The sequence below is a fragment of the Okeania sp. SIO2F5 genome (assembly GCF_010692685.1).
GTDB lineage: Bacteria > Cyanobacteriota > Cyanobacteriia > Cyanobacteriales > Microcoleaceae > Okeania > Okeania hirsuta.
Genome location: NZ_JAAHGU010000144.1, coordinates 1 through 17,763, shown reverse-complemented (window position 1 = coordinate 17,763; position 17,763 = coordinate 1). Strand labels below are relative to the sequence as shown.

At 36.7% G+C, this 17,763-nt stretch carries 18 protein-coding genes, 4 tRNA genes and 1 pseudogene; 9 read left to right on the top strand and 14 right to left on the bottom strand.

Translation table 11 applies throughout. The annotated features are described in order from the left end of the window. The 3 genes and pseudogenes from F6K27_RS27750 to F6K27_RS27740 all read right to left on the bottom strand — a co-directional run. Nucleotides 1–397: pseudogene (locus tag F6K27_RS27750) on the bottom strand (GNAT family N-acetyltransferase); the annotation flags it as partial. Between the two features lie 367 nt (nt 398–764). Continuing rightward, nucleotides 765–833 (bottom strand) — tRNA-Leu (locus tag F6K27_RS27745). A 330-nt stretch (nt 834–1,163) separates the two neighbouring features. Beyond that, nucleotides 1,164–1,364 carry a hypothetical protein gene (locus F6K27_RS27740; RefSeq protein WP_124147285.1) on the bottom strand — a complete coding sequence of 67 codons (201 nt, stop codon included), beginning with the start codon at nt 1,362–1,364 and terminating at the stop codon, nt 1,164–1,166. A gap of 618 nt (nt 1,365–1,982) precedes the next feature. Between F6K27_RS27740 and F6K27_RS27735 the strand changes: the two genes are divergently transcribed. The 4 genes from F6K27_RS27735 to F6K27_RS27720 all read left to right on the top strand — a co-directional run bounded on the left by F6K27_RS27735 (nt 1,983) and on the right by F6K27_RS27720 (nt 5,836). Continuing rightward, nucleotides 1,983–2,717, top strand: coding sequence for an SDR family NAD(P)-dependent oxidoreductase (locus tag F6K27_RS27735; protein ID WP_287278278.1), 735 nt, complete (start codon nt 1,983–1,985; stop codon nt 2,715–2,717). A 432-nt stretch (nt 2,718–3,149) separates the two neighbouring features. After that, complete coding sequence (locus F6K27_RS27730) at nt 3,150–3,857, top strand: hypothetical protein (protein ID WP_287278276.1); 708 nt, start codon at nt 3,150–3,152, stop codon at nt 3,855–3,857. 64 nt (nt 3,858–3,921) lie between these two features. Next, a complete protein-coding gene (locus F6K27_RS27725) occupies nt 3,922–4,746 on the top strand; it encodes an NB-ARC domain-containing protein (RefSeq protein ID WP_287278275.1) in 825 nt (274 codons plus the stop codon). 25 nt (nt 4,747–4,771) lie between these two features. Then, complete coding sequence (locus tag F6K27_RS27720) at nt 4,772–5,836, top strand: hypothetical protein (RefSeq protein ID WP_287278273.1); 1,065 nt, start codon at nt 4,772–4,774, stop codon at nt 5,834–5,836. Nucleotides 5,837–5,864: 28 nt separating this feature from the next. Here the strand turns inward: F6K27_RS27720 and F6K27_RS27715 are convergent. The 7 genes from F6K27_RS27715 to F6K27_RS27685 form a co-directional block, all read right to left on the bottom strand. Then, nucleotides 5,865–5,960 (bottom strand) — tRNA-His (locus F6K27_RS27715). A 4-nt stretch (nt 5,961–5,964) separates the two neighbouring features. Continuing rightward, nucleotides 5,965–6,035: transfer RNA gene (locus F6K27_RS27710), tRNA-Ala, on the bottom strand. Nucleotides 6,036–6,057: 22 nt separating this feature from the next. Beyond that, the gene (locus tag F6K27_RS27705) at nt 6,058–6,513 is read right to left on the bottom strand and encodes an NADAR family protein (protein WP_287278272.1); all 456 of its coding nucleotides are present in this window, start codon (nt 6,511–6,513) and stop codon (nt 6,058–6,060) included. A gap of 484 nt (nt 6,514–6,997) precedes the next feature. After that, nucleotides 6,998–7,073: transfer RNA gene (locus F6K27_RS27700), tRNA-Met, on the bottom strand. Nucleotides 7,074–7,211: 138 nt separating this feature from the next. Continuing rightward, nucleotides 7,212–7,499 carry an HNH endonuclease gene (locus F6K27_RS27695; protein ID WP_124147281.1) on the bottom strand — a complete coding sequence of 96 codons (288 nt, stop codon included), beginning with the start codon at nt 7,497–7,499 and terminating at the stop codon, nt 7,212–7,214. 273 nt (nt 7,500–7,772) lie between these two features. Beyond that, a complete protein-coding gene (locus F6K27_RS27690) occupies nt 7,773–8,738 on the bottom strand; it encodes a GNAT family N-acetyltransferase (protein ID WP_287278271.1) in 966 nt (321 codons plus the stop codon). A 131-nt stretch (nt 8,739–8,869) separates the two neighbouring features. Then, nucleotides 8,870–9,130 carry a hypothetical protein gene (locus F6K27_RS27685; protein WP_287278296.1) on the bottom strand — a complete coding sequence of 87 codons (261 nt, stop codon included), beginning with the start codon at nt 9,128–9,130 and terminating at the stop codon, nt 8,870–8,872. On the opposite strand from F6K27_RS27685, the gene minC reads away from it, so the two are divergent. The 3 genes from minC (at nt 9,072) to minE (ending at nt 11,480) form a co-directional block, all read left to right on the top strand. Continuing rightward, nucleotides 9,072–9,854, top strand: a complete 783-nt coding sequence (gene minC / locus F6K27_RS27680) for a septum site-determining protein MinC (protein WP_124147280.1) — start codon at nt 9,072–9,074, stop codon at nt 9,852–9,854. The genes F6K27_RS27685 and minC overlap by 59 nt on opposite strands. Nucleotides 9,855–10,332: 478 nt before the next feature. Next, nucleotides 10,333–11,139 carry a septum site-determining protein MinD gene (gene minD, locus F6K27_RS27675; RefSeq protein ID WP_124147279.1) on the top strand — a complete coding sequence of 269 codons (807 nt, stop codon included), beginning with the start codon at nt 10,333–10,335 and terminating at the stop codon, nt 11,137–11,139. A 56-nt stretch (nt 11,140–11,195) separates the two neighbouring features. Beyond that, the gene (minE, locus tag F6K27_RS27670) at nt 11,196–11,480 is read left to right on the top strand and encodes a cell division topological specificity factor MinE (protein ID WP_124147278.1); all 285 of its coding nucleotides are present in this window, start codon (nt 11,196–11,198) and stop codon (nt 11,478–11,480) included. Nucleotides 11,481–11,902: 422 nt separating this feature from the next. Here minE and F6K27_RS27665 read toward each other — a convergent pair whose 3' ends face one another. Further along, nucleotides 11,903–12,052, bottom strand: a complete 150-nt coding sequence (locus F6K27_RS27665; protein ID WP_287278270.1) for a hypothetical protein — start codon at nt 12,050–12,052, stop codon at nt 11,903–11,905. 1,209 nt (nt 12,053–13,261) lie between these two features. On the opposite strand from F6K27_RS27665, the gene atpD reads away from it, so the two are divergent. Both atpD and atpC read left to right on the top strand, forming a co-directional pair. Next, the gene (gene atpD / locus F6K27_RS27660; RefSeq protein ID WP_124147277.1) at nt 13,262–14,716 is read left to right on the top strand and encodes a F0F1 ATP synthase subunit beta; all 1,455 of its coding nucleotides are present in this window, start codon (nt 13,262–13,264) and stop codon (nt 14,714–14,716) included. A 137-nt stretch (nt 14,717–14,853) separates the two neighbouring features. Further along, a complete protein-coding gene (atpC, locus tag F6K27_RS27655) occupies nt 14,854–15,267 on the top strand; it encodes an ATP synthase F1 subunit epsilon (protein ID WP_124147276.1) in 414 nt (137 codons plus the stop codon). Nucleotides 15,268–15,271: 4 nt separating this feature from the next. On the opposite strand, the gene F6K27_RS27650 is transcribed toward atpC, so the two are convergent. The 3 genes from F6K27_RS27650 to F6K27_RS27640 all read right to left on the bottom strand — a co-directional run bounded on the left by F6K27_RS27650 (nt 15,272) and on the right by F6K27_RS27640 (nt 16,938). Continuing rightward, nucleotides 15,272–15,568 carry a hypothetical protein gene (locus F6K27_RS27650; protein ID WP_287278269.1) on the bottom strand — a complete coding sequence of 99 codons (297 nt, stop codon included), beginning with the start codon at nt 15,566–15,568 and terminating at the stop codon, nt 15,272–15,274. 338 nt (nt 15,569–15,906) lie between these two features. Further along, nucleotides 15,907–16,527, bottom strand: coding sequence for a DUF3177 family protein (locus tag F6K27_RS27645; protein WP_192901212.1), 621 nt, complete (start codon nt 16,525–16,527; stop codon nt 15,907–15,909). Nucleotides 16,528–16,710: 183 nt separating this feature from the next. Beyond that, a complete protein-coding gene (locus F6K27_RS27640) occupies nt 16,711–16,938 on the bottom strand; it encodes a Calvin cycle protein CP12 (RefSeq protein WP_124147275.1) in 228 nt (75 codons plus the stop codon). Between the last annotated feature and the right edge of the window lie 825 nt (nt 16,939–17,763).

Here is a 17,763-nt window from a genome sequence, read left to right as displayed (position 1 = left end):
ATGCAATGCGTTCGGTTTGAGTATCGCGAACAGGCGATCGAAACTTGGCATATACACTCTTATCTCTAGTGACTTCTTTTATTCGTGCTTCACCCCACCTAATGATTTCTTGTTCTATACCTTCACCTCTAACAGTGGGATGGACTCTAAAAAAGAGAAAAGCATCAATTGACTCTTGTATTAATAGCTTCCCAAAACCAATGAGTTTACCTTTTCCATCTTCCCAAAGACGAATGTCACGATCTTTATCTACATCTGGATCGTTAAATTCTTGTCGCAGATCCGAAACAGATACCCATTCATCTAAGCGATCGACTGTTTCACAAATTTGGAAAAATTCAGCGATCGCTTCTAGATCCGTTTCACCTTGATAGGAGCGAGTTACTAACGTTTTCATAAAAATTTATAATGGTGAAAATTCAAATTTTTTTACTTATTTATTTTTTCAAATAGTTAAATCAAATAGTTAAAAATTACTTCGCACAAGTCGAAAAAGTAATGAATACGGTTACGGCCGTTCTTATCAGTTTTTTCACATGACAGTGAACTCGCTAATTTTATCTCAGAGAGACTTAAAAAGCTTCGCTATTTCGGTCGCCCGAACATCGCTACCTTAGGACCGTTAGATAAAGTATGTATACTTGATAGGTTGGGGTGCGAAGTTATTTCAGTTATCAGTTATCAGTAAAAGTTTAATTTTGTATTTTTTATTTTTATTAAAATAGTTAAAAATCACCTCGTGCAAGTCAAAAAAGCTGTTTGTTCATACACAGGAATTGAACCTGCTACACTTTGTTCTTGAGACAAATGCTCTACCAATGAGCTAGTATGTAAGCTTTCTCAGTTAGGGCACGAAGTGAAATTTTAACTACTATTAATATGTTCCGCACAAGTCAATAAAGCGTTTGACACTAATGCTCTATCCATTGAGCTACATTCCCTAAAAATAGTGGGAATGATAGGAGTCGAACCTATAACCTTTGGTTTAGTAGACCAAAATGTATGTACGCTTTACCAGTTAGGGTGCGGAACATAACGAAGTCAGAATTTGTTTTTGTAACGGGGATTAGAGCAACGCTCCAAAAACGTTTCGCCGATCAAGGCGGGGTTTTAGACCCAATTATTTTGATAATAAGATATTCCTATTAATAAGGAGGTTTTATTTAACCGTAAACTGCTTCGGGACGAACAATTAAATCTCCACTGGGACGATGGTCTAAAACATAGGAATTAAAGCGTTCTTTACCCACATCAAAATATTGAGCAAGGCGTTCTTTAATAGTATTTTCAGTCATATTTTCTCTGATGCCTAATTGATTTTCTGTAACATCATAAGAACGTCCTTCAAATCTAATATGAACCATATCACCACCTCCTAATTTTTTTGATATTATCTGTTACAATATGAATCGTATTTCTAGATAATATTTTTGTTGAATGTTATTGATTTTTTTTGTTATTTTATTTGAGGAAGCAGAATATTTTTTTTGTTTATTTTCTGCTTTTTTTGGGTTGATAAAATACCGATAATATTGAAATTTATCAGATTTAAACCAACCTAAAATTCCATTAGTGTAAAGTAATAGCTTATGCAATTCAGGTTTCGTGTAATACCTGATAGATATTAGTGAAAATTCCGATTAATTATTTAGTTTTCAAGGTGCAGATATGGCTTTTTTATCTAGAGGTTATTTGCTCCTCCTTTGACTGCCACATCTATATACTACACAAATAATACATGAAGTGTCAAGGGGGTGGGAGAAAATTTTTTTCAGGATGTGTAAAGCTAGCTATATCAATAAATACAGGCATATTTTAGTTAGTAAAATGGAGATATTCGTCCAAAAAATTGTCATAAAATCTAAAATCTAAATTTATCAGAAAAGAGGGAGTAGGGAGTAGGAAGCAAGGAAAAAGAATTGATGATTTCTGTGGGATAATAATTTTATTGGAGATATCTAATAGTTTTAGGAAGAACCAAGATGAGCGAAAAATTTGCAGCAGTTGTCATAGGTGTTGGTTCAGAAGCAGGTTTAGGTGCGACACTTGCTAAATATTTTGCTAAAAAAGGTTTACACGTTTTTGTTGCTGGCCGTAGCAGAGATAAACTACAGTTAATTGTGGAAAAAATCACACAACAAGGGAGTACCGCAACTGCTGTTGTTACTGATGCGACAGTCGAACAGGACGTCGAACAACTGTTTGCAGTTGTGGAAAAAGCAGGTTATCCTCTCGATCTTGCCGTCTACAATGCTGGTAACAATATTCCTGCACCCTTATTAGAAACAGACAGCGAAACCTTTATCAACCTTTGGCAACAAAATTGTTTTGGTGGATTTTTATTTGGAAAACAAGCGATCGCTACTATGAAAAAGCGACAACAAGGTACTCTTATTTTTACAGGAGCGACTGCATCCTTAAGAGGAAAACCACCTTTTACAGCATTCGGAGTCGCAAAAGCAGGTTTAAGAACTTTAGCTCAAGGGATGGCGCGAGAATTTGGTCCCGAAGGTATTCATGTTGCTCATGTCATTATTGATGGTGTTATTGATGGGGAAAAGTCTCGCACGAAGTTCCCAAATTTTGTTTCTCAAAAAGGTGAGGAGGGTTTATTACAACTTGAAGCGATCGCGGAAACGTATTGGGCAATTCATCAACAACATTCAAGTGCATGGACTCACGAACTTGACTTAAGACCATTCAAAGAGTCTTTTTAAATACTATAAAATTAGCTCGAAAATCAAACTTCAAAAGTTAAGATAAATAGTTTGAGATAAATAACTTTTTTACCTCAAAAAAAGCATTTTGATACATAGAATATCAAAAGTTTTTTGGCAAAATAGACAGTAGTATTTTTGGCTATCTTTGCTAGTTTTTTCATGGTTGTAAACTTTAGTGATAGTCACAAAGAAGACATTCCATAAGTATAGAAACTATTTAGGGACAATTCTCGTCTTATTAAACTTACACTACCTTGAGGCACTACCAATTTGTCCCCTGTACTTCTAATTTTGGTAGTTGATTGCCTTCACGTTGACAGTAGCATTAATTCAACACTACAATGGTATCATTTATATTAAAAATCTGACTCTACTTGAGAGTTAAAACACTTAGCAAAACATATAAATTAAATTAATAATTGAGTGGGTATGTCATACAATCTAAAATTTATTCGGGAATTAGTTGACCAAGGTCTAACTCTACAAGAATTTAATGACTTAGTTTTTGATGATTTTCCTAATGTCCAAAGACAATTTACAGATGGACAAACAAAATCTCAACAAATCCGAATTTTAGTTGATTATGCCCAGAGACATAAAGAAATTGACAAGTTACTTGAATGTATTAAAAGTATTAATCCAACGGTTGTTTTTGATGAATCTTCTGGACAGGTGCAAACTGAGGGAAGCCAATTACAAGTCATTGAGAACAAGGTGGATATTTTGCTAAGTGGCCAGGTTTCTATTTATCAAGATATTAATGAAATGCGTCAGGCCCTTTTAGAACGCTATGATGCTGGGGAGAAAGCCATAATTGCTACTATTGCAGGACAACTAGATGAAACACAATTAGTATTGACTCAGACGTTACTAGAAGTAGTAGAGGCTAATCAAGTCTCTCAACCAGAAATGGAAAAAATGTTAGCGGCTATTGAAGAACGTATTCCTTCTCTCCCTCCTGGCCAAGCAACTGCTATTGAAGTCCTCAAAAATCCTGAGCTAGATGCAAGGCACAAACTGAAAGTTACGCTTCCGCTTGTTCCTCTTCTGGTTAATTATGAAGGAGAGTTGGAACTAGGGGCTGGAGCAAATATCAAGTCTGCCTGGGAGAAGTTGGTTAACAAGTTACGGAAGTAAGCTATTTCAGTTATCAGTTAAAAGTTAGCCTCTTTTATTGGTTTTTTCTTTCTTTACTTATTTAATGGAATATAATCGTGAAGCTATTCGGAAATTAGTTACAGAAGCTCTAACTTTAGATGGGCTTAAAGACTTAGTTTTTGACTATTTTGAAGATGTCTATGAAGATTTTACTCAGGGACAAACAACATCTCAACAAATCCGAATTTTGCTTCAATATGCTTATAAACACAGAAAAGTAAATTGTTTACTAGAGAAAATTAAAGAAAAAAACCCTAAAGTTTTTAATGAGTTTGAAAGTAGCATACGGAATCAATCCCCAGATAAAATTTCCTCATCCAACAACCTTTTTAATATACCGAATATAGATATTTCAGAATTCACTGGACATCAGGACGATCTAGAATATCTAGAAAGCGTTCTCCTCTCATCTCAAGGGGAGAAACGGTACAGAATTTTAGCCATATACGGGTTAGCGGGTACTGGTAAATCAACCCTAGCATATTATTTTGCCACAAAGTATCAAAATGAGTTTCCCGATGGGGTGATTTCGGTGGAAGTAGGTAGTGATAAAAGCCTGACTGCCATTGCTCGCGAATTTGCGAGGCGTTTTGGGGAAAATATGGACTTAAACGAGGACTTAGAAGACGATCAAGATGCTGCCACTCTAATGCGGGATTTGTTTGCTGATCGCCAAGTGTTGTTAATATTTGACAATGCGATGAAGGATAGCATCGAAAAGTTGTTGCCTACTACCGATAATAAATTTGCAGCGATAATCACGACACGCGATCGATATATTGCTAATTGCTTTCATTCACAGCAACCCATCGAACTCTTTCCTCTGCCCGAAGAAGAATGCCTTCAATTTCTAGAGAATATGATATAAGAATAAGTTTCAACCAGAAACAGAATTGGCTGCTGCTCGTGAGATTATAACTTTAGTGGGCAGGTTACCTCTAGCCTTGAAAATTGTGGGGAGAGCATTGCGAACAACTCCCCGAACAATTGCTGACTATGCCAATTCATTGAAAAATGAACAACAACTTTTAAAGCGACTCAAAGTTCGGGAAAATGATGAACTGAATGTAGAGGCTTCTATCAATTTAAGTTTAGAGAATTTACATAAACCACTAAAAAATTTATTTGCCTGTTTGAGCGTTTGTGCAGAGGATGGGTTTGCATTACTTACAGCCAAGGCAACTGCAGGTTATAAGGACGAAGATGCTCTTAAGGATGATTTAGATGAATTGTATAACTTGTCCCTCTTGAATAGTGCGGGAAAAGGAGAGAATCGCTATGTCATGCATAGGTTAGTTTTTCTAGTTGCCAAGAAACGCGCTCAAGAATGGTCTGTCGAGCTAAAAGCAATTAATCGACTGGGAAATGTTGGCAAACTGGAGGAAGTGCGGCAAGTTATCGAGCAAGAAATTGAAAATGCTCAAGCTATAAATGACCAGTATTCTCTTGACATTTGGTGGAACTATTTAGGTGAATTGTGCCAGCGAGCGAAGAATTTCAATAAAATTAATAGAAAACTGCTCAAAAGCTATACTTTGGCTAAAAACTATCAAGACAAACGAGGACAAATTATCATCTCCTGTTTCTTGATTAAAGCGAAAGGTGAGCTAGGAGGAAAGAAAAGTTTTACGGATGCTAAAAGGTACTTTAACAACTCTATTGAACTAGGAAAAGAACTTAACGATCCGTGGCATCTTGCCAAAGTTCATATATGCTGGGGGCAGGTATTGTTAGCTCACAAAGAATTTGAGCAAGCTGTTGAGGAATTATCTCAAAGCTTTGAGATTTATTGCAGTTTACCTAATATTGGAGGTTTAAAAACTGTTACCCCTAACCTAACCGAGGCTTTATGCAAGTTAGGAAGACGAGAGGAAGCATTAGAATATTGCGGTCGCGCCCTAAAAATCGCTCCAAAACAAAAAAGCTTCCTTGAATTACGCAATAAAATAATGCCTTAGTTTGGGGTATGAGGACTACTTGCCAGAGGATGTCTGACGGGACTCGTTCGCGAAGCGTTCTCGAAGAGTACCCGCTTTCTCCGGTGTCACAAACCGACGTTTCGACCACTTCAACCTCAGACACCAAATGGAAACTAGGGGATTTGAACCCCTGCCACGACTGTGCAAGAGTCGTATGCTCCCATTACACTAAGTCCCCCTTTGATTAAGTTGATAATTTTTTAATTTGAGTTGCGATCGCGTAATTTTTCCCGCACTGCCATTAAAATCAGTCCTAACTTATTTTTGCCCGTACCATCTTTACCACAACCCCAATAATAATCACTAGGTGAATTCTCCACAATTAACTCATCACCTGTAGACATCAGAATTTCCCGAATATCAGCATGAGTTTCAAATTTCTTTAATACACCCCCTTCCATAATTTCATCCTTGACTTTTTCCCAATCTAGTCGTAGAGGGTATTTTCTACTGCGCCCCATTTTTGCTGCCTCTTTTGGGGTTTTGACTTCCCGAATCTTATCAAACCACAGACCGTCTGTAGTAGCAAACTTCTGGGCTTGAAAATAATGTTCATTCGTCGGCCACCAAAACCCATCAAGTTCAAAACCATGTCGGGAAAAATTAGAAAAGCAACCATAAATTTTTGTACGAACACCGTAAAAATAAATAGGCATAATTAATTATTTGGGGTTTGAATCAGCAATTTTTCTTTCTGGCTCCCCCCTTTGAAAGGGGGGTAGGGGGGGATGACCAATTGCAAATTGCCCAGCGTGCAAGTTATGAGAGCGTTTTATGCGCTTTCTCAGTTACTAGGGGAACTCCGCCGATGAGTTACCACACACTCTTTAAAGGATTGCTACTTTGAAGCCAACCTATCGGGTTCTTCGCACTCCCCGTTCTCACGCGCCCACTGTGTTTAATAGTGTTACTATTCCTCTCGTACTAAGTATGTAAGCTCTAAATGTTGGGTCACGCTAGGAACTATTGCATGGGTTAGTTTTAAATAAAGTCAATGAAAACAACCTCCTTTTTTAGTGGTACATTTTGAACATTAATGTGTTCAACGCCTCCACCAGGACTTGAACCTGGAACCTTCCTTTAGAAGAGTGTTGCTCTATCCATTGAGCTATGGAGAGGATGTCAAATCACACCTGCATTTGGTGGCGGAGGTGAGAGTTGCACTCACTGATTTTTAGGGTATGAACCTAATAAGCCACTCTTGCTTCATCTCCGCGTGTCACCAATACTCCTGATATCATGTCCGCACTTTATCGTTTGTGTGAACCCAAGGGTGAATATGCACAGGCAATTTAAGTTTTTTCTTGCTCAATAGTCTTCCTTTCAAGGAGAGGTAATTCTAAATTCGCGCATTCTAAATTCTTGAATTTTGGCGGTGTACTTGTATCCTTTTACTTGAGTTTTGCTTGCTTACCCACAACAAAAATTTTTCCATTTGTGGTTCATTTTTCAGTTTTTCAACAGTGTTTAACTCTTTTGCTAAACGCTTGTTATCAAAGAAGGCATGAATTTGCCGATGACAGGCCGAACAAATATTAATAGTGGGACCTGGGTTAATTTTTTGGCGTTTGGTGTTTTGTTTGGGAATTAGGTGATGGACAGTTAATTTTTCCATCTCCCTTTCACACAGTTCGCATTGCATAGAGGTGTGTTTTAATATCTTAAATTTCTCTTTTTCTCTAACATTTACTCTTCCTTTATCTACGGAAAATTTGTAATATGGGATTATGCGATCGCCAATCTTCCCAAAATCATCACTACCTTATATTACAATACAAGGTTTGATTTTCCAGATTTAGAGGCATTCCCATAACTGGCATAAATAAATACTACATAACATATTACAATATTGTCAAGGAGGTAGAGAAAAATTTTTGGTAGTCCTTTAAAGAAAGTGAATGAGACCGCCTTTCACCTAAACTTCCTTAATATAAGCTATTTGAGTATTAACCCTCTGGAAACCCACCGACTCATAAAGTCGCGTAGCACCTGAAAGATTATCTGCATCAACATACAACATCGCTGTTTCCATACCCTCTGTTTTCAACAATTTCAGTGCTGACAACAAAATACCACGCCCTAACCCCCGTTTCCTGAAACCACTTCGGGTGCCAAGGAGACTAACTAAACCATCTTTGCGTTTATTCAACTCATTATTTTCTGGGTGAATCTGACAATCACAAAAAGCAGCAAAAATACCATCAGGCGCAACTGCAACTAAACTTAATTCTGACCGATATTTAGGGTCATTGAGTTTATTCTTCACAGACTCAACAGTAATATCTTGATGATTCCAATGATCGATAAAAGTTTGATTAAACATTTTCGTCCAAGCTGCTGCATCTGCTTCATTTTCTATATGTTTTAGGGTGAAACCTTCTGGAAACTCAGCTTCTGGAATAGGGTCAGTAAGCGATCGCTCCATTGTCAGAAAATATCGCTCAATTGCAAAACCACAACTTTCTAATAAAGCTATACGTTCAACATTATCACTATGTCCTCCAGACAGCACTTTAACCTTGACATTCCTTTCCCTACCCACTTCCCGCATCCGTTTCTCTCCCCACTCCAGAATTTGAACTTCTAAATTATTGCCTTGAGCATTGGGGTCAACTCGAAACCACAAAATACCTGCAATATCTGCTCCTATTTCTGGAATTATCAATCCCGCAATAGCCATAACTTGACTGTTGCTATCTTCCCATAAACAAATATCGCGCTGCTTGTCTACAGACGGAGTTTCCAATTGCATGAGCATTTCTGCCGGAGACGGCCATTCATGGAATTGATGAACTAATTCACTACTATTTAGCAATTGAGCGATCGCCTCTAAATCTATCTCACCTTTATAGGGGCGAGATGTTAATGTTTTGATGCTCATAATTACCTCATTTATTTATATAGCACTATAGTTTTTTAACCAATTCATTCTTCAATAGGATAAAAGGGAAATTGACAAGATTAGAAAACTATCTTCTCGCTTCAAAAGCAAATCTCTCTGTTGTCCCTTATTTATTTTGAGGGAAAGGGTGCGGACATCTCATCAGACAACACCAGATTTTTCGCTCCTTCTTTCTCTCCTAAAAAACTAATCGCCCTTTTTCCTTCTTCCTTCTCGTATAAATGGTGTACTAACACACAAATCTTAATTAATAACTGATATGATAAGATAGTCTGGCCAAAAGAAAAAATTAAAAATAAAGTTCCATACTCTATGTCTTCTGATGATTCTATCTCAACTACTTCCACCTCTACACCAGAAGTAAGTACCAACTTACAAGTCAGATTCAAAACAGAGGAAGGAAAACTGTTATTACTCTTGCCACCAGAATTTAATAATGGTGAGATAGAAAGTCCAACTGCTATGACCTGGACAGAAATTTGGCAACAATTTAAGCAACGCCTCAAAGCAGGAGAAAGATTTTGGCAGCCAAAAACAGAGGTACAGCTCATTGCTTTTGACCGGTTATTAGATACTCGTCAACTGCAAGAAATAGCTGAAGCTCTTTTAGAAGTAGAACTAGAATTAACAACAGTTCAAACTTCACGTCGCCAAACTGCTGTAGCAGCAGTCACAGTTGGCTATTCTGTAGAACAAAAATTTGACATTATTACTCTCAACCAAGCTCCTACAGAAAAAGTTCAACCTATGTTTGAACCTTTATATTTACAGATGACCATTCGTTCCGGAGTAGAAATTCGGCACCCCGGTACAGTAGTAATTGTAGGAGATGTTAATCCTGGTGGTTCTGTCATTGCTGATGGAGATATTCTAGTGTGGGGTCGTTTACGAGGAATAGTCCATGCTGGCGCTAAAGGAAATTCTCAAAGTGTAATTATGACTTTACAGATGGAACCAACTATTATCAGAATTGCAGGGCAAGTAGCTAGAGGGCCAGAAAAACTACCAAATCAATTTTATCCTGAAGTTGCTTATGTGACAGATCAAGGGATTCGTATTAGTAGGATGGTAGACTTTGTTAAGATACGGCGTTGAAGAAGTAGTCAGTAGTCAGTAGTTGGTAGTTGGTAGAACCGAGAAAATGCTCCTGTAGAAAATTTATTGGAATTAGGAATTAGGAACTAGACAACACTATGTCTTTAAATTAACGTGCAATATATTAAGAGGGCGCAAACAAAATAAGTATGTAACGAAAAGTAAATTCACTCAAAAACTTATTCTCCTTTGGCACCTAGCAAATCATAACGACAATTTTTCACCCCAACCTCATTCTCTAGTGTCTTTACAAAATCAATCTTCCTTGACAAAATCACAGTTTTAATGTAACAAGAATAAGCTGATATTTCTGAAGTTAACTTTGAAGTAGCAGATTTTTTGCAGTTTACATATCTAAAAAATTGGGTAATGAAATAATTATTATCCTGTTAGAAACTTTAAACTTAATCTAAAATACCAAAATAATCTCTAAGTTTTGACTATATACAATTCTTTATTTCTTAATTTCTAATAGCTTATGAGCAAAATTATTGTTATTACTTCTGGTAAAGGTGGAGTGGGAAAAACTACTTGCACAGCAAACTTGGGCATGGCTTTAGCTCAAAAGGGTCGCCGAGTAGCCGTAGTTGATGCAGATTTCGGATTAAGAAATTTGGACTTACTACTAGGTTTAGAAAACAGAATTGTTTATACGGCAGTAGAGGTTTTAGCAGGAGAATGCCGCCTCGAACAAGCAGTAGTTAGGGATAAAAGACAACCTCGGTTGGCACTTTTACCTGCTGCTCAAAATCGAATGAAAGAAGTAGTTACTCCCCAACAAATGCAAGAGTTAGTCAATATGTTAATACCAAAATATGACTATATTCTGATTGACTCTCCTGCTGGAATTGAACAAGGTTTCCAGAACGCGATCGCCCCGGCCCAAGAAGCTATAATTGTTACAACCCCAGAAATATCTGCCGTCCGTGACGCGGACAGAGTAATTGGCCTTTTAGAAGCCAATAATGTTAAGAATATCCATCTGATAGTTAATCGGATTAGACCTCAGATGGTCCAAGCTGATGAAATGATGTCAGTACAAGACGTAGAAGAAATTCTTGCTATCCCACTGATGGGAATTATTCCAGATGATGAGAAAGTAATTGTATCTACTAACCGAGGCGAACCTTTAGTTTTAGCAGAAAATATTTCTCTCGCAGGCTCAGAATTTGTTAATATTGCTCGTCGTTTAGATGGAGAAAAAGTAGATTTTATTGACCTAGACCCCCCACAAGAAAATTTCTTTACTTGGTTGCGTAAATTATTATCATCTAAAATTGTTTAATATGGAAAAAATTACAATTTACTGAATAAATCAACTATTGAATTAACAATAAGCTAATGTTAAATGAAATTATAGAAAAACTTTTTTCTAGAAATACTCCTAGTAGTCGTAATGAAGTTAAGCGTCGTTTGAAGCTGGTTATCGCTCATGACCGTGCCGATATCAATCCAGAAATAATAGAGGCTATGAGAAAAGAAATTATGGAAGTAGTATCTCGCTATGTTGAAATAGATGACAACGATTCAGAATTTTTGTTAGAAAATAATCAAAGAGCTACAGCATTAGTGGCAAATTTGCCTATTAGACGTATTAAAGCCAGCTCAGATATTCACAATAGTTAAATAATCTCAGTTAAGTATCTGTAAAAAATTAATTCAATATTTGCTTGAAGTAGGAAACAGGCAGAATAAAATAGACCTCATCTGAAAATAGCTGTTGGGGACTTCCGTTATCAACGGTTAGAGGAAAACAGCTAGCAGATCAACTATTTTCCTCTTAAGCTTAATTTTCAGATTTTTCAACTGACTTTTGAGACTTAAGTTTTAGTGAATCAATGAAATCACTAATTACCTGGTTTATTGTTTTCTCATTACGGTAAATATACAAATAATTTTGTCTAACTACTTATAGAAAAATCATGGATATAATACCATTGGGTGAAAAAATAATGTTGCGCATAATTTGAGTGATTTCTAGACTTTACAAATAATGTACTTTTGACTAAAAATTAAACTTTCTGAACTAGTAGCAATAACTTAACTATTTATACCAAATATTTATCAAAATGATATAACACATTGTCTACATAGACAATCATATCTAACAAGTGAACTACGCACCGAGCTTGTTTACAGCACTTTTCATATTGATGAACCACATCGTCATAATCACGCACCCTGTAGGGAAGTTTCATGGAACGTCTCTACTGTGGTATATCGAAATGAAAACCGCTGTAATAGCCGAGTATTTAAGCTGTCTACTTACCTTCAAATGACATTTTTCTAGTCTAATTATTGCTTTGTGGTAATTATTTGATTGAGACAGTACCTACAACTGTGAATAAAGAGTTTTTAACCTTTAGATCGCTGAAAGCCTTAGCTATTAATAGTTATTCCAAGAACTTCGCACTGTCTAGTTACTAAGATTACTATTTCTTTGATTTCTCTAGTATGATTTGATCACATATTTTTGCAGATAAAACTATTAGATACCCAAATATTATAGATCGAGCCCTAGAAGGGGAAAGCTTTAGACCAAGGTTTTCGGCAAAAATTTCGAGCGATCGCTAATTTCTTAAATCAATTTGACAAATATTTTCCGATCAAAACACATATCATTCGTTTTTCAAACTTGACAATAATCACACAAAATGATATGTATAGTAATAATACAAAAAAGTCCTCAGCAAAATAATTAATATCTCCTTTGATGAACCCTTCAGTGATACTCTAAAAAATGACAGTGGAATTTGTTCAGTAGAAAGGCCAAAGTAAAAAGCCCGGATGATTGATGTAGAGCATGGGGTTGAGGCCAACCTCATATATTCAAGAATCTCTCTCTGTGGGCTAAAATGCCTTCCCTAGATACAAATGGAGAAACACAGGAGAATGGTCACCAATCCCTTCTCAAACCTTACCCATGAAACTACAACAGAATTATCCTTTTTATCGAAGATATATATCTGAGTAGCAGAGGGTCAGTTACTAAAAAATAAATAGTCCATCGATAGTATGGTCGGGCATCCAAAAACTAAGGCCAATTACCTGAACAACTGGGGACAGCCCCCCATAAGACTAACTATTGCCAGAGCGTAGCTAGTTAAGCAGTCTGGAAGAACCAGTAATCCCACTGGCGTAAGTCTGGGAAAATCCACTTCCTGAAGTGAGTGGAGTATGTCAATCAGCGACTACTACTGGAAGTAAGTGCGATATATTATTTTTCACACTTAAGCAAAACCTTCAGATATTTGGTCAGACCTATATTCTGAAAATTGCAGATTATAGAGGAAGATTAATCGAACAAAAAGCCCACACTAAAAGCAACAGCAAGCTTTCATGCCATAGGAGTGTCAGTGTCGGGTATATTAATTTGGATAGCTAAATAAGCATATAGAATAGATAGAATGGTAAGCACCGCAGAAAAAACAAACGTAGGACAAATCACTCAAATTATCGGTCCAGTTGTAGATGCTAAATTCCCTAGTGGAAGTCTTCCAGAAATCTACAATGCCCTAACAATTACAGCTCAAAACGAAGCTGGACAAGATGTTTCCGTCACCTGTGAAGTGCAACAACTTCTAGGCGACAACCAAGTTAGAGCTGTGGCGATGAGTGGCACAGATGGCCTTGTACGTGGTATGGAAGTAGTAGACACTGGGGCTGCAATTAGTGTACCTGTAGGCACTGCTACTCTAGGTAGAATATTTAACGTGATCGGCGAACCAGTAGACGAACTTGGCCCAGTGGGAACTGAGGAGAAATCTGCAATTCACCGTGAATCTCCTAAATTTGTAGAGCTAGAAACTAAGCCTTCCGTTTTTGAAACAGGTATTAAAGTTGTAGACCTACTAGCTCCCTATCGTCGTGGTGGGAAAATTGGATTATTTGGTGGTGCGGGTGTAGGTAAAACCGTTATCATCATGGAGTTAATTAATAACATCGCTAAAGCTCACGGTGGAGTATCTGTTTTTGGTGGTGTGGGAGAGCGGACTCGTGAAGGTAATGACCTTTACAATGAAATGATTGAGTCCGGAGTAATTAATCCAAAGAACCTCCCTGACTCTAAAGTGGCCTTGGTTTATGGTCAGATGAACGAACCACCAGGAGCAAGAATGCGTGTCGGTCTATCTGCTCTAACAATGGCGGAATATTTCCGGGATGTTAGTAAGCAAGATGTACTACTTTTCATTGACAATATCTTCCGGTTTGTACAAGCAGGTTCTGAAGTATCTGCACTTCTGGGAAGAATGCCATCTGCGGTAGGATATCAACCTACCTTGGGTACAGAGATGGGTGAATTGCAAGAAAGAATTACATCCACAAAAGAAGGTTCTATTACTTCTATTCAAGCAGTATATGTACCTGCGGATGACTTGACAGACCCTGCACCTGCTACTACCTTCGCTCACCTAGACGCAACTACAGTATTGTCAAGGGGACTTGCTTCTAAAGGTATTTACCCAGCAGTTGACCCCTTAAACTCTACATCTACTATGTTGCAACCAAGTGTAGTAGGTGACGAGCATTATGCTGTAGCTCGTTCAGTACAATCCACCCTACAAAGGTACAAAGAACTTCAGGATATTATCGCTATCTTAGGTTTGGACGAATTATCTGAAGATGACCGTCTAACAGTAGCTCGCGCTCGTAAGATAGAGCGTTTCCTATCACAACCTTTCTTTGTAGCTGAAGTATTTACAGGTTCTCCTGGTCAATATGTGAAGCTCGAAGATACCATGAAAGGCTTCAAAATGATTTTATCTGGTGAACTTGATGAGTTACCAGAACAAGCTTTCTACATGGTGGGAGGTATTGACCAAGTAATTGCCAAAGCTGAAAAAATGAAGGCAGAAGCATAGTCTTACTGGCTATGTTGGTCGTTAGTTAGCGAAAAAATCTTGACAGTTGGCTTGTTGGTTATCGATGCTGAGATCGACAGTCAACTGACAACTTAAGTAACTAACACAAATAAAAATAAACAAAAAATGATTGACAAATGACATTAACTGTGCGTGTAATATCTCCCGACAAGACAGTTTGGGACTCAGAAGCTGAAGAAGTAATTATACCTAGTACAACAGGTCAATTAGGAATTTTAAGTGGACACGCTTCTATGCTGACCGCTCTCGATATAGGTGTAATGCGAGTTCGTGCTGAAAAAAGTAAAGATTGGGTAGCGATCGCTCTGATGGGTGGTTTTGCTGAAGTAGAAGCAAATGAAGTAACTATACTCATTAATGGCGCTGAAAAAGGAGATACTATTGACAAAGAAGCAGCTCGTATAGCTTACAATGAGGCTGAATCTAGTCTGGAAAAAGCTGAAAACGGCGACCTTCAAGCCAAAATCAAAGCCCAAAAAGCCTTGAAGCGAGCTAGAGCACGTCTGCAAGCTGCTGGTGGAGTTAACTAAACTACTAAATTCCCATTTCTGCAAGCAGGGACTGCATTTGTTCTCTAGTCAGTCCCTGTTTAATATAAGTAGGTGATTCTGGGTTGTAGGGACTAGCAACCAAATCGATACTAAGAATTTTAGATGTTTCAGGTAATACAGGTATATCTGGGTCGAAAGCTGTAGGTCTCATTAGGGAACTAGAAAAACCTTTAAAAATAGCTATTTCATCTAGTTCTCCATCAACTTCAACCTTAACTATTAATACTTCATTAGGTTTTTTAATTGTGTATTGTTCCAAACGATGAGAAATGCTATTCATAATAACTTTCAGTAGATAGTTAAACAATTAATTATTAATTATTCACTCTCCTTAAAAAGGATAATATTGGTTAGTATTTTTTTCTTTGTTTGTTCTTTAAATAAGAGCCTTTAAACCTTAATTATTCGGTAAAATTTGCTTGATTCTATATTCTCATAGCAAATTCACTTTGACTAAAATAATTTTCAAAAAAAATCTCAGTTTTCGCCTAAATAGAATCTTGGTGTTTAGGCAATAAAACTAGACTGAGATTTAATAATATAGCACTAAAAAGAAAGACTAGGACATCTCAAAAGCCTAAAATGCAAACAACGCAGTCTTCTTTTTCCTTCTTCCTTCTAATTTCCTGTTGCCGATCGCCCTTGCTTCTGTAACTTAACCAAAACAAAATAACAGAGAAAAATTGTATAGATGATTAATCCAGTAAACCCCAAGAAGCCGATAAATTCTTGAGGCCAATCTGCATGAAAAATTTGTTTAAATAACCATGGAGGGTCTAGCCAAACATTACAAAATGGATCTTCAAGTAAATCATTGCGGGATTTAAAAGCACAGGCCAAAAAAGGAATTTCAAATAATGCTCCGATTAAATTATAAAATGTAGCAGCCCAACGCCAAGAAGTCAAACTAGCCTTCAGAGGAGAATTTCGTAATTCTCGAATTTCCTCATTCAAATCTACCCAAAACCACAAAGCTACCGGAATTAAAATTCGAGCTATTAATGATGTTAAAAAACTTATAGGTACTGCTGCAATCATTAAGTAAACAGTGATTGCCAATAAACTAGAAACTCGCCAATAAGTAATCAACAAACGTTGAATAGCTTCAGACTTTTTGACAAAAGCCCAAATCAAAATAAGTAGGGGTAGTACCACAGTAAATAATACCGCTAGCCTATAGTCCATCCAGACCCAAATCTCTAATCCAGATGTGATGGCTATGGGTAAAAAGTTTAACATAATTAGTAAATTATAAAAATTTAACTATAATCGTAATTAACTTTAAAAAGTTATTTATGGTATATTTTTTTGATAAGCAACTGAACTAATAAGTTAAACATTTCAGTTGCTTACCAGCCAAGCATTAATATATTTAATTTAATAAACTACGGTCGAATAGCTTATTAAATCAATAAATTGGCCCTAGTTGTCGTATACTCGACACTCAACAGCCTCAGGATTATCATCGCAATAATTTTCCAAGGAACTTGGAGACTTCTTTTCCTTTTGATGAGCAGACTCAGCTTGAAGCTCTTCTACCGAATCCCAAGCTACTGCACATTCCTTGGAATTAGCACCAGAAGCATCACAAATAGCACGAGCTTCTTCGCGCTCTTGCTCAATTTTTTCCTCAATGTTGTTATTAGTCATAGTTTTTTTATTCTTAACTTAACTTACTACCTACGATTTTTGGGACACAATTCCTAAATATAAAATCAAGGGTTAGAAATTGAAAAACAGGTCAGGTAAAGAGACAAATTAAAATTTTACCTCTTTATCATTTATATATGCTACGAGAGATTCCCAACCAAATGATCTTGATATTTTAAGATTCATTGACCAAAGAATCAATCTTTCAAACTATCTAAATGTCCAGCTTGCTCAACAATACTTAATACTAACATAACTGAAACGATAACCTGTTTGATAAGCAACATTTATGAAATTAAATTAAAAATATTATGATAATAATTTAAGTAGTTTTATACCAATTATTAGACTGAGCAATATTACAAAACTTTGATTGTTAGAAATAGGGGAAATAAGGTAGAAAAAAGTCGATTAACAGATGTACAAGGTCAACTTCACCATTAAATTCTGCTAATTTACATTCCTACTTTTGGCACGTTTCGTCGAATATTTTGTTTAACTACTGGAGTATTTCAGAGTTAATCACTTTTTTTCGGTATTTAGTGACAAATAGGATCTGAACAGTTAAGAGAGTAAACAGACCTAAAACCTTTGTGATAAGTGGTTAACACAATATAGCAATAAGTTGAATATAAAATTATAATAATTACTCATTGCTACAAAATTAAGCCCACTTGTGAACAGTCAGTCAACATTGGTTATTGGCTATAACTATTACAAAGGCATTGGAATTATGCTCTTGGTCAACCCTTGGACTGGTTGAACCAAACCAGGTGTCAAATAACCGTTGTTCGATAGTGTCATGTCCTATGGGTGAGATTCAAG

Excerpts from the sequence above, each read along its gene's own strand:
- F6K27_RS27740 (WP_124147285.1), bottom strand. The coding sequence starts at position 1,364 with ATGGTTCATATTAGATTTGAAGGACGTTCTTATGATGTTACAGAAAAT.
- F6K27_RS27735 (WP_287278278.1), top strand. The coding sequence starts at position 1,983 with ATGAGCGAAAAATTTGCAGCAGTTGTCATAGGTGTTGGTTCAGAAGCA.
- F6K27_RS27730 (WP_287278276.1), top strand. The coding sequence starts at position 3,150 with ATGTCATACAATCTAAAATTTATTCGGGAATTAGTTGACCAAGGTCTA.
- F6K27_RS27725 (WP_287278275.1), top strand. The coding sequence starts at position 3,922 with ATGGAATATAATCGTGAAGCTATTCGGAAATTAGTTACAGAAGCTCTA.
- F6K27_RS27705 (WP_287278272.1), bottom strand. The coding sequence starts at position 6,513 with ATGCCTATTTATTTTTACGGTGTTCGTACAAAAATTTATGGTTGCTTT.
- F6K27_RS27695 (WP_124147281.1), bottom strand. The coding sequence starts at position 7,499 with ATGCAATGCGAACTGTGTGAAAGGGAGATGGAAAAATTAACTGTCCAT.
- F6K27_RS27690 (WP_287278271.1), bottom strand. The coding sequence starts at position 8,738 with ATGAGCATCAAAACATTAACATCTCGCCCCTATAAAGGTGAGATAGAT.
- minC (WP_124147280.1), top strand. The coding sequence starts at position 9,072 with ATGTCTTCTGATGATTCTATCTCAACTACTTCCACCTCTACACCAGAA.
- minD (WP_124147279.1), top strand. The coding sequence starts at position 10,333 with ATGAGCAAAATTATTGTTATTACTTCTGGTAAAGGTGGAGTGGGAAAA.
- minE (WP_124147278.1), top strand. The coding sequence starts at position 11,196 with ATGTTAAATGAAATTATAGAAAAACTTTTTTCTAGAAATACTCCTAGT.
- F6K27_RS27665 (WP_287278270.1), bottom strand. The coding sequence starts at position 12,052 with ATGAAACTTCCCTACAGGGTGCGTGATTATGACGATGTGGTTCATCAA.
- atpD (WP_124147277.1), top strand. The coding sequence starts at position 13,262 with ATGGTAAGCACCGCAGAAAAAACAAACGTAGGACAAATCACTCAAATT.
- atpC (WP_124147276.1), top strand. The coding sequence starts at position 14,854 with ATGACATTAACTGTGCGTGTAATATCTCCCGACAAGACAGTTTGGGAC.
- F6K27_RS27650 (WP_287278269.1), bottom strand. The coding sequence starts at position 15,568 with ATGAATAGCATTTCTCATCGTTTGGAACAATACACAATTAAAAAACCT.
- F6K27_RS27645 (WP_192901212.1), bottom strand. The coding sequence starts at position 16,527 with ATGTTAAACTTTTTACCCATAGCCATCACATCTGGATTAGAGATTTGG.
- F6K27_RS27640 (WP_124147275.1), bottom strand. The coding sequence starts at position 16,938 with ATGACTAATAACAACATTGAGGAAAAAATTGAGCAAGAGCGCGAAGAA.